This window comes from Vreelandella sulfidaeris Esulfide1 (genome assembly GCF_054072535.1).
Genome location: NZ_CM133364.1, coordinates 3,133,328 through 3,147,057, shown reverse-complemented (window position 1 = coordinate 3,147,057; position 13,730 = coordinate 3,133,328). Strand labels below are relative to the sequence as shown.

At 54.8% G+C, this 13,730-nt stretch carries 15 protein-coding genes; 13 read left to right on the top strand and 2 right to left on the bottom strand.

Features of this window, described 5'->3' with window-relative positions:
* Positions 1 to 129 precede the first annotated feature (129 nt).
* Complete coding sequence (locus tag ACW44H_RS14735) at positions 130 to 618, top strand: Lrp/AsnC family transcriptional regulator (protein WP_457505275.1); 489 nt, start codon at positions 130 to 132, stop codon at positions 616 to 618.
* Between the two features lie 72 nt (positions 619 to 690).
* Positions 691 to 1,047, top strand: coding sequence for a RidA family protein (locus ACW44H_RS14730; protein ID WP_457505274.1), 357 nt, complete (start codon positions 691 to 693; stop codon positions 1,045 to 1,047).
* A gap of 18 nt (positions 1,048 to 1,065) precedes the next feature.
* On the opposite strand, the gene ACW44H_RS14725 is transcribed toward ACW44H_RS14730, so the two are convergent.
* A complete protein-coding gene (locus tag ACW44H_RS14725) occupies positions 1,066 to 1,929 on the bottom strand; it encodes a MurR/RpiR family transcriptional regulator (protein WP_113269160.1) in 864 nt (287 codons plus the stop codon).
* Positions 1,930 to 2,188: 259 nt separating this feature from the next.
* The gene (locus tag ACW44H_RS14720) at positions 2,189 to 3,544 is read right to left on the bottom strand and encodes an aldehyde dehydrogenase family protein (protein ID WP_457505273.1); all 1,356 of its coding nucleotides are present in this window, start codon (positions 3,542 to 3,544) and stop codon (positions 2,189 to 2,191) included.
* Positions 3,545 to 3,724: 180 nt separating this feature from the next.
* On the opposite strand from ACW44H_RS14720, the gene ACW44H_RS14715 reads away from it, so the two are divergent.
* The 11 genes from ACW44H_RS14715 to alr all read left to right on the top strand — a co-directional run bounded on the left by ACW44H_RS14715 (position 3,725) and on the right by alr (position 13,727).
* On the top strand, positions 3,725 to 4,897 hold the full coding sequence (locus tag ACW44H_RS14715; protein ID WP_457505272.1) for a GNAT family N-acetyltransferase: 1,173 nt from the start codon (positions 3,725 to 3,727) through the stop codon (positions 4,895 to 4,897).
* Between the two features lie 191 nt (positions 4,898 to 5,088).
* The gene (gene ftsB, locus ACW44H_RS14710; RefSeq protein WP_457505270.1) at positions 5,089 to 5,427 is read left to right on the top strand and encodes a cell division protein FtsB; all 339 of its coding nucleotides are present in this window, start codon (positions 5,089 to 5,091) and stop codon (positions 5,425 to 5,427) included.
* On the top strand, positions 5,424 to 6,125 hold the full coding sequence (gene ispD, locus ACW44H_RS14705) for a 2-C-methyl-D-erythritol 4-phosphate cytidylyltransferase (protein WP_457505269.1): 702 nt from the start codon (positions 5,424 to 5,426) through the stop codon (positions 6,123 to 6,125). Before ftsB ends, ispD begins: the two co-directional genes overlap by 4 nt.
* A 50-nt stretch (positions 6,126 to 6,175) precedes the next feature.
* A complete protein-coding gene (ispF, locus tag ACW44H_RS14700; protein WP_457505268.1) occupies positions 6,176 to 6,664 on the top strand; it encodes a 2-C-methyl-D-erythritol 2,4-cyclodiphosphate synthase in 489 nt (162 codons plus the stop codon).
* The gene (gene truD, locus ACW44H_RS14695) at positions 6,657 to 7,688 is read left to right on the top strand and encodes a tRNA pseudouridine(13) synthase TruD (RefSeq protein WP_457505266.1); all 1,032 of its coding nucleotides are present in this window, start codon (positions 6,657 to 6,659) and stop codon (positions 7,686 to 7,688) included. The genes ispF and truD overlap by 8 nt, the downstream gene beginning before the upstream one ends.
* A 194-nt stretch (positions 7,689 to 7,882) precedes the next feature.
* Complete coding sequence (gene surE, locus ACW44H_RS14690) at positions 7,883 to 8,629, top strand: 5'/3'-nucleotidase SurE (RefSeq protein ID WP_113269165.1); 747 nt, start codon at positions 7,883 to 7,885, stop codon at positions 8,627 to 8,629.
* Positions 8,616 to 9,293, top strand: a complete 678-nt coding sequence (locus tag ACW44H_RS14685) for a protein-L-isoaspartate(D-aspartate) O-methyltransferase (RefSeq protein WP_113269166.1) — start codon at positions 8,616 to 8,618, stop codon at positions 9,291 to 9,293. The genes surE and ACW44H_RS14685 overlap by 14 nt, the downstream gene beginning before the upstream one ends.
* Positions 9,290 to 10,249, top strand: a complete 960-nt coding sequence (locus ACW44H_RS14680) for a DUF368 domain-containing protein (protein ID WP_457505263.1) — start codon at positions 9,290 to 9,292, stop codon at positions 10,247 to 10,249. The genes ACW44H_RS14685 and ACW44H_RS14680 overlap by 4 nt, the downstream gene beginning before the upstream one ends.
* A 7-nt stretch (positions 10,250 to 10,256) precedes the next feature.
* Entirely contained in the window at positions 10,257 to 11,324 is a 1,068-nt protein-coding gene (locus ACW44H_RS14675) for a peptidoglycan DD-metalloendopeptidase family protein (protein ID WP_457505262.1), read from the top strand.
* 165 nt (positions 11,325 to 11,489) lie between these two features.
* Positions 11,490 to 12,464: an RNA polymerase sigma factor RpoS gene (gene rpoS, locus ACW44H_RS14670; protein ID WP_113269169.1), complete on the top strand. Its 975-nt coding sequence runs from the start codon at positions 11,490 to 11,492 to the stop codon at positions 12,462 to 12,464.
* 162 nt (positions 12,465 to 12,626) lie between these two features.
* The gene (gene alr, locus ACW44H_RS14665) at positions 12,627 to 13,727 is read left to right on the top strand and encodes an alanine racemase (RefSeq protein WP_457505261.1); all 1,101 of its coding nucleotides are present in this window, start codon (positions 12,627 to 12,629) and stop codon (positions 13,725 to 13,727) included.
* The last annotated feature ends 3 nt before the right edge of the window (positions 13,728 to 13,730 follow it).

The window sequence follows — 13,730 nt, the reverse complement described above, 5'->3', positions numbered from 1 at the left end:
CGCTGCTTTTGGCAGTTCCCCTAGTGTAAGGGGTTTGCTGCGCTAGGTTCTTGCGAAAATAGGGTTGGTGGCGCAATAATTGGCATTTAATTTCTTTAATGGTTTATTTTTTGGCAGGAGCTGCTCGTTATGCCGGTATCACCACTGGTGCTGGACCGTTTTGATCGCCACATTTTGGATATAGTGCAGCAGGAGGGGAGGATCAGTAACCAAGAGCTGGCCGATCGAATCGGGCTTTCGCCTTCGCCCTGTTTACGCAGAGTACGTGCTTTGGAGGAGCACGGCTTAATAGTGCATTATCGCGCTGAGGTGGACGCCCGCCAACTGGGTTATCAGCTAATGGCGTTACTGCATATTTCCATGGACCAACATACGCCGGAACGCTTCGATAATTTTGAGCGCCATATCCGTGAGATACCCAACGTCATCGAGTGCTTGATTATTACCGGCCAGGCAGCGGATTTTCAGCTCAAGATTTTGGTGCGCGATATGGACGACTATCAGCACCTGCTACTCCACGTGATTAACCGCATTGAAGGGGTGACGGGCGCACACACCAGCTTTGTGCTGCGACGGGTCTTTGAGCATCGCCCGGTGCCCACCGATCGGCTCTTCTGATCAAGAAGCCATGGTCAGGGGTTAGCCAAGCGGTTTAGACTGACTTTTTTAAACCTGTTAGGAGTTCAGACTGTGACCATTCAGCGACACGATACAAAAGCCCGCATGAGCCGTGCGGTGATTCACCAGGGCGTTGCCTATCTGTGTGGCCAAGTAGCTGGCCCCGAGGCCCGCAATGGTGATATTACGGCCCAGACCGAAAGCATGCTGGCACGGGTAGACGCGTTGTTAACAGAGATTGGTTCAAGCCGTGAGCAATTGCTGAGCGCGACGATTTACTTAAAAGACGGCAACGACGTTGCCGCCATGAACGAGGTGTGGGATGCCTGGGTACCGGAAGGCTATGCGCCAGCACGCACCTGTGTCTGTGCACCGATGCCCTCTGATGAGCTGAAAGTGGAGATTACCGTCACTACCGCCGTCAGCTAACGCTTCAGGCTTTACCGCTTACTTGCCGGGTTTCTCCACCGGAAAACGTGTGTCACGCAGGCTGTCTTTGATTTTCTTTAGGTGAGGGAGAAAGTCTTCGCCACGTCTCAAGGTCACGCCCGTGGCCAGTGCATCGATTAGCGTTAATTGGATCACCCGGGAGGTCATCGGCATATAGTGATCGGTGTCTTCAGGCGTGGCGACATCCAGCGTAGCGGTACATTCGTTCGCTAGGGGGGAGTTGGGTGCCGTAATACCGAGTACCACGGCGCCTGCATCCCGTGCGAGGCGGGCGATATCCACCAGCTCTCGCGTGCGACCGGTGTAGGAGATAATCACCACTACGTCCCCGGTATGGCAGGCGGCGGCCACCATGCGCTGCATCAGTACATCAATGTAGGCCATCACCGGTAGATTAAAACGGAAGAATTTATGTTGGGCATCCTGGGCTACCGCGCCGGATGCGCCCAAACCAAAAATGTGAATCTGCTTGGCCTGGGTGAGGTAGTCGACCATGCGCTCAATGGCGGCCATGTCGATTTCGCGCTGAGCTTCATCAAGGGCGGCGATGGTGGCGCCAAAAATTTTGTGAGTGTACTGAGTGGCGGAGTCGCCAGGCTCCACGGCGCGGGTGACGTAGGGTGTGCCGCCGGCTAAGCTCTGGGCGAGTTTGATTTTGAAATCCGGGTAGCCTTTAGCACCAAAGTTACGGCAAAAACGGTTAACCGTAGGCTCACTTACGCTTGCCGCCTGAGCCAAGCTGGCAATGCTAAGGCTGGTGGCGACCGTAGGGTCTTCAAGAATTACATTGGCGACTTTACGCTCCGAGCGGTTGAGTTCTTCTAAACGTTCGCGTAAGCGGTCAAGTAAGTCATGAGCCATTAACGGCCTCCATGTGAGTAGTCGAAAGAAGCGGCTTCGCAGTCGATGGAGCTTAAATGCGCCGCTTGGGCGGAGTTCTCGATGCCTTCTGCCACTACGTCGCAGCCCACGCTATGCGCCAGCTGAGTAATGGTATACGCCAGCGAAGATTGGCCCGTGTGGGGCTTGTATTTTCATTCCAAAGAAGAGAATTAATGAAATATAACATAAGGTTTGATTACCAATAGGTCATTAAATATCGGTTATTCGCCCTTAATCTTTAACCAAGACCCAGTAGTTTCATTAACCAGCGCCGGTAAGGCGGGTAAAGCACACGACTAGGTGAACGTTTAGCTTGATAAAACACGCCGCGTAAATGGCTAAAACGCTCAAAGCCAGGGCGCCCATGGTAGGCACCCATGCCGCTCTCGCCGACGCCGCCGAAGGGCAGGTTCGGTACTGCGTGATGGAGAAGCGTGGCGTTAAAAACCAACGCCCCTGAGCGAGTCAATTGCAGCATCTGCTGCTGCAAGCCTTTATCGCGTGTAAAAGCATAGAGTACTAATGAGTGAGGCCGGGCATTCACATAGTTCAGTGCGGCCGGTATATCGCTAACACCGATGACGGGTAGGTAGCGACCAAAAATTTCTTCACGCATCACTTGCAGGGTCTGGTGGGGGTCGATAATCAGGGCGGGTGCGTGGGGGCCGTGATCAATGATTCTGCAACCGTGGTTGCGGGCTTCCGCTAACATGTCATCTAGCCGCTGTTGGTGAGCCGCGTTAATTGCATGAGTGGCCGCGTGGTCATCGGGTCGCTGACGCTGAATGGCATCGCTTAGCGCCTTGGTCAAGGCGCTGATATGGCGGCTCTCTACCAGCACGTAGTCAGGAGCAATGCAGGTCTGCCCGCCGTTCATGCCTTTGCCAAAAATAATATCTGCTGCTGCTTTGCCGAAATCCGCATCGCCTGCCACGATCGCGGGCGACTTGCCGCCCAGTTCAAGTGTCGTAGGCGTCAAGTTCGCCGCAGCCGCTTGCGCTACCTGGCGACCCACCTCGGTAGAGCCGGTGAATACTAAGTGATCGAACGGCAACTCGCTAAAGCGACGTGATACCTCGACATCGCCATCCACCACTTTGAATTCTTCGGGCGTGAAGTATTGCGGCACCAGCCGTTTAAGCAGGGCGCTGGTAGCTTGCGAGTGTTCGCTGGGCTTGAGCATCACTATATTACCCGCTGCAAATGCGTCGACCACTGGCATTAGCGCTAAGCTCCAGGGATAGTTCCAAGGTGACATTACGCCTACAACGCCCAGCGGTTGAGGCGCGGTTCGGGCACGTGCAGGCAGTAGTCGCCACGGCATGCTGACTGCTCGAGGGCGCATCCAGCGCCATAGATGGAGTCTTGCGTGGCGAATAGCGTGCACCACAGCACTGATTTCGGCCATTCGTATTTCTACGTCACTGCGCTGGCCAAAATCCGTTTGGATTGCCCGGATAATCTCAAGCCGATGATGCTTGGTCATACGCGCTAAGCGGGCTAACCGGTCACGTCGAATTGTTAGCGTCGGGTAGGGCATTTGATCGGCAGCTTGACGCTGCGCTTGGAAGTCACTCTTTAGATCGCGCTTCATGGCCTCTCCTTGTACGCCACTATCGGCGGGGTGATAAGCAGTACAGGTAAGAGCCGCAACTGCTTTTGGTTAGTGTAAAGTGGCAATGGTTATGTTTATTGCGCAAGTCCCGCAAAATTGCCTGAAGCCCGCAAATTAGCCCCGCACATTCTTTTGGCCCAACATTCTCAGGAAGGTGCTATGTCGTTACACCCACTGTCGATCACTATTCTACCCACCATTGAAGCAGTAGCCGCAAGCCAGTGGGATTCGCTCGTCGATAAAGATCAGCCCTTTTTACGCCATGCTTTTTTACAGGCGCTGGAGGCCAGTGGTTCCGTCAGTGTGGCCACTGGTTGGGAGCCTTGTCACCTGAGTGTATGGCAGGAGGGGCAGCTCGTCGCGGCGTTGCCGATGTACCGTAAACATCACTCTTATGGTGAGTATGTGTTTGATTGGGGCTGGGCGGAAGCCTTAGAGCGGGCGGGTGGTCGCTACTACCCCAAGGCGCTTAGCGCGGTGCCATTCACGCCAGTGCCCGGCGCGCGAACGCTGATCGCTGCGCAAGCGGATGCCACGGCAGTGCGTACACTACTGGCCGATGCATGGCGCGAACAGTGCGATAGCCAGGCCCTCTCAAGCTGGCATTTGTTGTTTGCCGATGAAGCGGACGTTAGCGCCTGGCAGGCCCAATGCCCCGAGCTTATCAGCCGTGAAGGGGTACAATTTCAATGGTGTGATCAAGGGTTCGTTGATTTTGACGGCTTTCTGGCCAGCCTTACCTCAAAGCGGCGCAAAATGATTAAACGTGAACGTCGCTTGGTGGCCGAGCAAGGTTTAAACGTATCTCGCCTGGAAGGCGATGCCATCACTTCTGCTGCCATGGCGCACTTTTATCGTTGCTATGCGATTACCTATCATGAGCGTGGTCGACCACCTTATTTAAACCATGACTTCTTTGAACGCCTGCGCCAAACGATGCCGGAAGCGCTAGTGCTGGTACAAGCCTACGCTGAGGGTCGCCCGGTAGCGGCAGCGCTCTACTTTCGTGGCACTAGCACACTATACGGGCGCTATTGGGGCAGCGAAGTCGTCGCTGACTGCCTCCACTTTGAGGCGTGTTATTACCAAGGCATTGAATACTGCCTGCAGCGTGGCTTAACGCTGTTTGATCCAGGCACCCAAGGCGAGCACAAGCTGGTACGCGGATTTGCACCTCAGCGAGTGCGCTCGCTGCACTATATTCGCCATCCCGGTCTTGCCGCCGGTGTCGCCCAGTTTTGTCATGAGGAGGGCGAGCAGGTTAGCGCTTACCGCGAGGCGGCCCATCAAGCGCTGCCATTTAAGCTGCCAGTTAATCGGTCATATAAATAAGGCACGGCTCGCTGGTGTAATCCCTTAATGGCATAATACGCGCGCCGATAAGTGTTCTGTATTGAATTAACTCAGTTTTCAGTATTCTGGTTTTAAGTACTCTGGTTTTCAGTATGCCGGTTTTCAGTACACCAGTTTTCATTACGTCCAGCTTTAAATAATTTCAACCAAGGTTCCACAGGAGAGCAATGATGCGCAAATGGCTAGTAATGACATTGCTCGCAGTGCTGGCGCTTCTTCAATACGAGTTATGGTTAGGCAACGGCGGTTGGCGCGATTTGCAGCGCGTAGAGCAGCGGGTCGCGGTGCAAGAGGCCGCCAATATGCCTATGCGCGAGCGCAATGCTCGACTGGCCGCTGAGGTGACAGATCTAAAAACCGGCTTAGATGCCATTGAAGAGCGTGCCCGTAGCGATATGGGTATGGTGCGTACCGACGAACAGTTCTTCTGGGTACCAGGCGTTGCGATTGAAAATGAGCTGATCGGCATCAACGCGGGGCTAGTCACGCCTCAGGAGCTGCCGCAGTGAGTCACACCTGGCTAATTGTTCCTGCGGCGGGTCAAGGGCGCCGAATGGGAGCCGATAAGCCCAAGCAATATTTAACCTTGGCCGATGGTCAGCCGGTGCTGGCACATACGCTGGCCCGCCTACACGGTGCCTTTCCTAGCGCCCGTTTGGTGCTTTGTTTAGATGCAGATGACCGCTGGTTTTTACCGCAGTGGGTGCCTTTTACAAATTGGCAGCGTGTGGCGGGCGGTAGCGAGCGAATGGACAGCGTATTAAATGCGCTGCATGCCATGACGGCCACAGATGACGACGTGGTGATGGTGCACGATGTAGCGCGCCCCTGCATTACCCAGGGCGACCTGCTGGCGCTCTATCAGGCCGCCACGACAAATCCTGCCGGCGCGCTCCTGGCCATGCCGGTCGCTGATACCATGAAGCGCGCCGATGACCAGGGTTTGAGCACGCGAACCGAGCCCCGGGAGCATTTATGGCACGCCTTGACGCCCCAGGGGTTTCGCTATGCGTTGCTGCGCCGTGCCCTTGAAACTGCCCGCCAGCGGCAGACCATGGTGACTGATGAGGCCTCAGCCATTGAAGCCTTGGGCGAGAGTCCACTGCTAGTGAGCGGACGACGCGATAATCTGAAAATTACTCACCCGGACGACTTAGCGCTGGCAGCAGCCATTCTGGCGGCGCAAGCTGTTCATCCATCTGCCTAAGCTTAATAAGCAGATGTTGATTAAAAGAGCTAAATAAATAGGAGCTTATAATGCGTATCGGCCACGGATTTGATGTGCACCGTTTCGGCCCCGGCGATCATCTAATGATCGGTGGCATCAAGCTGCCATTTGAACACGGCTTTGTGGCCCACTCCGATGGCGATGTGCTGTTACACGCCGTTAGCGATGCATTATTGGGGGCCTGTGCACTGGGCGATATTGGCCACCATTTCCCCGATACTGACCCAGCATGGGCGGGGGCCGATAGCCGTAAGCTGTTGCGCCATGTGGTTTGCCTTGTTCAGGAACAAGGCTATGGCGTCGTTAACCTTGATGCCACATTGATGGCGCAAGCACCTAAAATGGCGCCTCATATCGAGGCAATGCGGGCCGTCATTGCTGCTGATCTCGGCATTGCGCTAAATCAGGTCAACGTAAAAGCCACGACCACCGAGCGGCTGGGGTTTACCGGGCGCGGTGAAGGCATTGCTGCTGAGGCAGTGGTGTTGCTTGATCGTGCAGAGGCGCTTAATGATTAATATGCCTGAGTGGCAGCGCTGTTTGGACGCTCAATTGGGTCCGCCCAAACCGGGTCAGTACCGTGCGAAGCCGGAAGATTTTTGGGTCGATGAACAGCTTGATTTTACGCCCGAGGCGCATGGCGAGCACTTGTGGTTGCGAGTGGAAAAACGCAATCAAACCACGCTGGATGTGGTAAGAATATTAGGCTCGCTTTGTGACGTAACTCCCCGTGATATTGGTTACTCGGGGATGAAAGACCGTATTGCCGTGACCCGCCAGTGGTTGAGTGTGCATTTACCCGGTCGTGATGCGCCGTCATCGCTCGCGCATTCGCTTAACGCGCAAGGGATCACTGTCGTTGAGCAGGTGCGCCACCCGCGTAAGCTTAAACGCGGTGTGCATCGCACTAACCGGTTTGTCTTGCGCCTTAGCGGTGAAGCCACTGAAAGCGAAGATTTTACCGGCCGCTGGGAGGCACTATGTCAGTATGGCGTGCCTAACTATTTTGGGCCCCAGCGTTTTGGTCATAAAGGACATAATCTTCAGCGCGCAGAAGCGTTACTTAACCGAGGTTGGCGTAAACGTGACGATCGGCAAGGTATGATGCTCTCTACAGCACGCAGCTTTTTGTTCAATGAACTACTCAGTGCACGCATTACGGATGATACATGGTCGCAGCCCCTGGCGGGCGATACCTTAATGCTGGACGGCACGCAAAGCGTGTTTAGTATTGACGCCACTGATGCGACGCTCATGGCTCGCGCGGCTGCGCTGGATGTTCATCCCACCGGCGTGCTTTGGGGCGTTGGCGGTGCTGGCCAGGGTGACGCTGCTAGCTACGAAGCACAGTTATTGCAGCAGCATCCCGCGCTTTGTAGTGGCCTGGAGCGCAGTGGGGTAAAGCAAGCACGCCGCGCACTGCGTATGCGCCTGCTCGAACCACAGCTTGCCTGGGAGACGGGTGCCGTTAGGCTTTCGTTTGTCTTGCCGCGCGGTAGTTTTGCCACTGCCGTGCTTGGAGAGCTGCTAGTGGCGAACTGATGGTGGTGAAAAGAGAATATTAATAAAAGGGAGCATTAAAAAGAGGGCGTTAAAAAAGGGTATTGAATTGATAGTGGTGAGCTGCTTTAGCCGTCAAAACTGTTATAAGTAGTCAGAAAGGTTAGTAAAAGTGATGGATATGAGCCGCCACGTTTCGCACTTATGCTTTTGAGCTTATGAATAGGGAGCCCGCCATGCGGCGACTACTGCTTTCAAATGATGATGGGGTGCACGCGCCTGGATTGCGAGCACTGCACGATGCACTGCTGGCGCATGCCAATATTCGTGTAGTAGCCCCTGACCGAGACCGTAGCGGCGCCAGTAATTCGCTCACTTTATCACGGCCACTCTCGTTGATGCCGCTCGACAACGGTTTTTATAGTGTTGATGGAACGCCCGCTGATTGTGTTTATTTAGGTGTTAACGGCGTATGGGACGAAAAACCAGATCTAGTTATCTCCGGCATCAACCACGGCAGTAATCTGGGCGATGATGTGCTCTATTCTGGGACCGTCGCGGCGGCCATGGAAGGGCGCAATCTAGGTATGACCGCCATTGCCATGTCGCTGTGTGGAGAGCGCCATTTTGCTACTGCGGCAAGAGTCGCCGCCACCTTGATTGGTGCCGCGGATCAGCTTTCTTTACCGCCGCGTACGCTGCTCAATGTCAATGTGCCCGATGTGCCCTGGGAGGAAATTAAAGGCGTTAAGGTTACTCGATTAGGTTATCGAGGACCGGCAGAGAAACCATTGCCGGTTCAAGATCCTCGTGGGCGTACGCGCTACTGGATTGCGCCCGTAGCAGCGAACGCCGATGATGGGGAAGATACAGATTTTGCCGCCATCGAAGCGGGGTATGTGTCGATTACCCCTCTACAAACAGACCTAACGCGCCACCCCGCGCGTAATGATGTGCAGGATTGGTTGGATGTTTTTGCCTGATATTTCCCCAGGTGAACTGCGTGGTCGCGGTATGACCTCTCAGCGCACCCGTGACCGTATGGTCGAGCGCCTCATGCAACAAGGTATTACCGATGCTCGCGTATTGGAGATTATGGCCAATGAACCGCGTCATCTGTTTGTCGATGAGGCGTTGGCGCATCGCGCTTATGAAGATACCGCTTTACCGATTGGCTTTGGCCAAACGTTATCGCAACCGTTCATTGTGGCGCGCATGACAGAGCTTGTCTTGCGCGCCGCACCGCATCGAGTATTGGAATTGGGCACGGGTTCCGGCTACCAAACATTAATTCTGTCCCGGTTGGTCGAGCAACTGTACTCCATTGAGCGTATCAGTGCGCTGCACGAGCGGGCAGCGGAGCGCTTGCGACGACTAGCGGCACCGGCCACGTTAGCGGTGGCGGACGGCGGTTATGGTTGGCCTGAAGTGGCACCGTTTGACGTGATTTTATTGACCGCCTGTGCCCAGACGCTACCCACATCGCTATTAGAACAATTGAGTCACGACGGGGTGTTGATTGCCCCGTTAGAAGAGCCTGATGGTAGCCAATGGCTTACACAAGTAAAGCGCATTGGCAGTGCCTTTGAAAAACGCCGGCTTGAGCCCGTGCGTTTTGTACCCTTACTACAAGGAGTGGTGGATTGAAGCGGCGAACCTTGGGAATATTTTTACGAGGCGCAGGGATGGGGGCCGCCGATGCGGTACCCGGCGTGTCAGGAGGTACGATTGCGTTTATTAGCGGTATTTATGAAGAGCTGATTAACACCATTAAGCAGTTTGGCCCAAGTGCCATTAGCGCATGGCGTCAAGGAGGCTGGCGGGCTCTGAGTCACCATTTGAATCTCGCCTTTCTCGTGCCGCTGTTAGCCGGTGTGGCGGTTAGCCTGTTTAGTGTCGCGCATCTGGCGCTGTGGTTAATGGCGGCGCATCCGCTACTGCTGGATGGTTTCTTTTTTGGCTTGGTCGCCGCCTCAGCGTTGGTGGTTGGGCAAGCAAGTGTCGGCTGGAAACTCTGGTACTTGTTACCGTTGCTAGCGGGCTTATTGCTGGCCCAAACCTTGCCAGGCATGATGCCGCTGGTACTGTTGCTGGGTAACGAGGCGCTAGTCATCATGGTGGCAGGCTGCATTGCGATTAGCGCCATGCTGCTACCCGGTGTATCAGGTAGCTTTCTGTTGCTGACAATGGGCCTCTACGGCACCATCATGGGTGCGATTCGTAGTTTGGATCTGGGTATCATTGTGCTGTTTGGAATGGGCTGCGTCGTTGGTTTAGCGCTGTTTTCACGGTTGCTGTCCTGGCTATTAAGACGCCACCACACTTCCACTATGCAGCTTTTACTAGGCTTTATTGTCGGCTCGCTACCGGTGCTCTGGCCTTGGCGCGAACTATTGCGCTACCAAATGGGGCCGGAAGGACAAATGATTCCTCTGGAACACCGTTATTTGCTACCCGCTGACTATGCCGTATTAACCGGTGATTCGGCGCAAGTGGCTGGCGTTGTCACGCTAATGGCCTTAGGTGCGCTTATTGTAGTGCTACTCAATCGGCACGCAGATCGTCGACCAACCGATACCAAGCTTGGCGCTGAAAAGGAGTAAGGGTTATATGCATAAAGGTTACAAACTTAAAATACTCATGATGTCGGTGCTGGCCTTTGCCATTGCTGGCTGTGCCAGCCAACAAGGTGGGAGCCCCCAGGTGCGCGATTTAAGCCAAGCCCGCCAGGCGCTGGAAAACTCGCCCCAATACACCGTCAAAGCGGGTGATACCCTGTATGGCATTGCATGGCAGCACAATTTGGATTATCGGCAGTTGGCGGCAATCAATAACATTGATGCGCCTTACCAAATTCGGCCAGGGCAAACCATTGCCCTGCGTGAAGATGCCGCGTCAATGGCTACCGCAAGTAACCAGCCGGCTGAAAGCTCCTCTGGTGGCGGTGGTGCGGTAGCAACCGGACTGAATCCTCAGGCGGCTTCAGTGGCCAGTAATGACCAGGAACTCGATTGGTTGTTGCCTGACGAATCAGCCATTCAGCGCAACCAGCGCCTGACTGCTGAACGCGACGCCGTCGATGCGGCTGAACAAGTAGCGGAATCTTCTAGCGACACGCCTGCTTCGACGCCGGAGCCTGAAGTCGTCGCGGCTGCTGATCCTGAACCTGCTCAGCAGTCAGAGCCTCAGCCAGCATCCGAACCAGAGCCGCCACAAGAATCTGAACCCGAAACACAGCCCGAAGCGGCTCCGGCCACACAAAGTGCCAGTGAAGACCGCTCCTCGCGTACCTATACGCCCGCTGAAACGATTGATTGGCAGTGGCCAGCCGATGGTAGCGTAGTTGGAGAATTTGGAGAGGGCGATAGTATCACTGCCGGGATTGATATCGCTGGTCAAAAGGGGCAACCTGTTAAAGCGGCTGGCCCTGGTATCGTGGTATATGCGGGCAGTGGCGTAAGGGGCTACGGCAACCTTATTCTCCTCAAGCACAACGACCAATTCCTGAGTGCGTATGCACATAATGATAGTTTGCGGGTCAGTGAAAATGACGTGGTAGAGACGGGTGAAGTCATTGCCACGATGGGTGATAGTGATGCGGAGAACGTGAGGTTGCACTTTGAGGTTCGCCGTGATGGGCAACCTCAAGATCCCATGGATTTTCTGCCTTCCCGCTAGTGCACTCACCGATAGAGTGAGAAAACAGCGTTTAACTTGGAAGTTGCCCGAATCGCTGAATTCGAGCGTCATACAACAATTGTCACATAACAATATGGTGTGCGCCCTGAGCGCCCACCTTTGACTTTCTAAATGGCGGATAGGCGACAAACGAGGGGTAAAGCCATGAGTATGTTGGAGAAAGATCTACAGGAGGTAGACCTGGATGCTGCCGAGGAAGCGCTTGAAGATACCGATAACGAGATTACGGTAGAAGAAGATGCTTTTGAGAAAGCGCTAGGGCGTGAGGACCGTCAATCGGCCCAAAGCTTGGATGCAACGCAAATCTACCTCAACGAAATCGGTTTTTCACCGCTGTTAACACCGGAAGAGGAAGTCTATTACGGTCGCTTAGCGCGAAAGGGAGACCCTTTAGGTCGTTCACGGATGATCGAATCCAACTTGCGGCTGGTGGTTAAAATTGCCCGCCGCTATCTTAACCGCGGTTTAACGCTGCTGGATTTGATCGAAGAGGGCAATTTGGGCTTGATCCGCGCGGTGGAGAAGTTTGACCCCGAGCGCGGCTTTCGTTTTTCGACTTATGCCACCTGGTGGATTCGACAAACCATTGAGCGTGCGTTGATGAATCAAACGCGAACCATTCGTTTGCCGATTCACGTGGTCAAAGAGCTCAATATTTATCTGCGCGCGGCGCGTGAGTTAACGCAGAAATTTGACCATGAAGCGACTGCCGAAGAGATCGCCGATCATCTGGATAAGCCGGTCGAGGTCGTTAAAAAGATGCTCGGCCTTAATGAGCGCGTGTCGTCGGTCGACTACCCCATGGGAGGTGAAAGCGATAAACCGCTGATCGACACCTTGGCCGATGACGAAGTACAGGGCCCAGAAGCCTGCTTAGTGGATGGCGATGTTAAAGAGCATGTTGATCTTTGGCTGGATGAGTTGAGCGAAAAGCAGCGTGAAGTCGTAGTGCGCCGCTTTGGGTTGCGTGGCCATGAGTCGGCGACCCTTGAAGAAGTGGGCGCTGAAATCGGCCTGACCCGCGAGCGAGTGCGCCAGATCCAAGTGGAAGCTCTCAAAAAACTGCGCCGCTCGTTAGAAAAACAGGGCCTTTCCCTGGAAGCTCTGTTTGAAACGTAGGCGACGTTTGTTAGAAAGCTAAACGAACGATAGAAAGCGACACCCCCTGAAGCCGGGCGAGTGCCATTGAGCGCTTACTCGGCTTTTTATTGTTGTACTTTTTATTGTTGCACTTTTTATTGCTTGAGTTTTTGATGCTGAAACAGGTAAGTGAGAGAGCATATGCGCCCCCTTGTGGCTGATATTGATCTGGACGCGCTGCGTCATAATTATCAATTAGCGTGCCGCTGCGCGCCAAAAAGCCGCTCAGTGGCCGTTATCAAAGCCGATGCTTACGGTCATGGTGCGCTAGCGTGCGCCCAAGCGCTTGAGCGCGATGCTCCGGCGTTTGCCGTTGCTTGTATCGAAGAGGCGATCACCCTGCGCCAGGGTGGGGTTACCACCCCCATCGTATTGCTAGAAGGTATTTTTAGCGCCGATGAGCTGGCGCTTGTGGATGCCCACGGCTTTTGGATCGCGGTACACAGTCAGTGGCAGATAGATGCCCTTTTGGCGGCGACGCCGAGCCAGCCTATTCCAGTGTGGTTAAAAGTCGACTCAGGTATGCATCGCTTGGGCTTTGCCATCGAAGAGGCTGCTGCCATCTGGCGCAAGCTTAGCGCAGCGCCGAATGTGACGGCACTTCACCTCATGAGCCACTTTGCCACCGCCGACTTGCAAGATAGTCGCTATTTCAACCAACAAATGGCACGCCTTCAGGGACTTGCCAAGGAACTGGATGCGCCGCTCTGCCTAGCCAATTCCCCGGCTACGCTGGCGTGGCCGGTTGCGCATGGTGACTGGAACCGACCGGGTGTAATGCTATATGGCAGCGACCCTTTGGAAGTCGCCAATGACATCACCCAGCAACTGCAGCCGGTGATGACCCTGCGCTCAGAAGTCATTGCCATGCGGGAGTTAGAAGAGGGCGAGCCCGTCGGCTACAGCGGGCGCTGGCGTGCACCGCGGCGTTCACGTATTGCAGTAGTGGCCTGTGGCTATGGCGACGGCTATGACCGTCATGCACGCGACGGCACGCCGGTACTGGTGAACGGCCAGCGCTGCGCCATTGCCGGTAAGGTTTCTATGGATATGCTCACCGTGGATGTCACGGACGTACCCGATGCCGTGATTGGCAGTGAAGTCGTGTTGTGGGGTAGAGCCAGTAACGGCGTGATACTGCCGGTGGATGAAGTGGCTCGCTACTGCGATACGATCAGCTATACGCTGCTGACGGGGGTACTGCCCCGGGCACCGCGGCGTTATCATGGGCGTTCTGTTTAAACG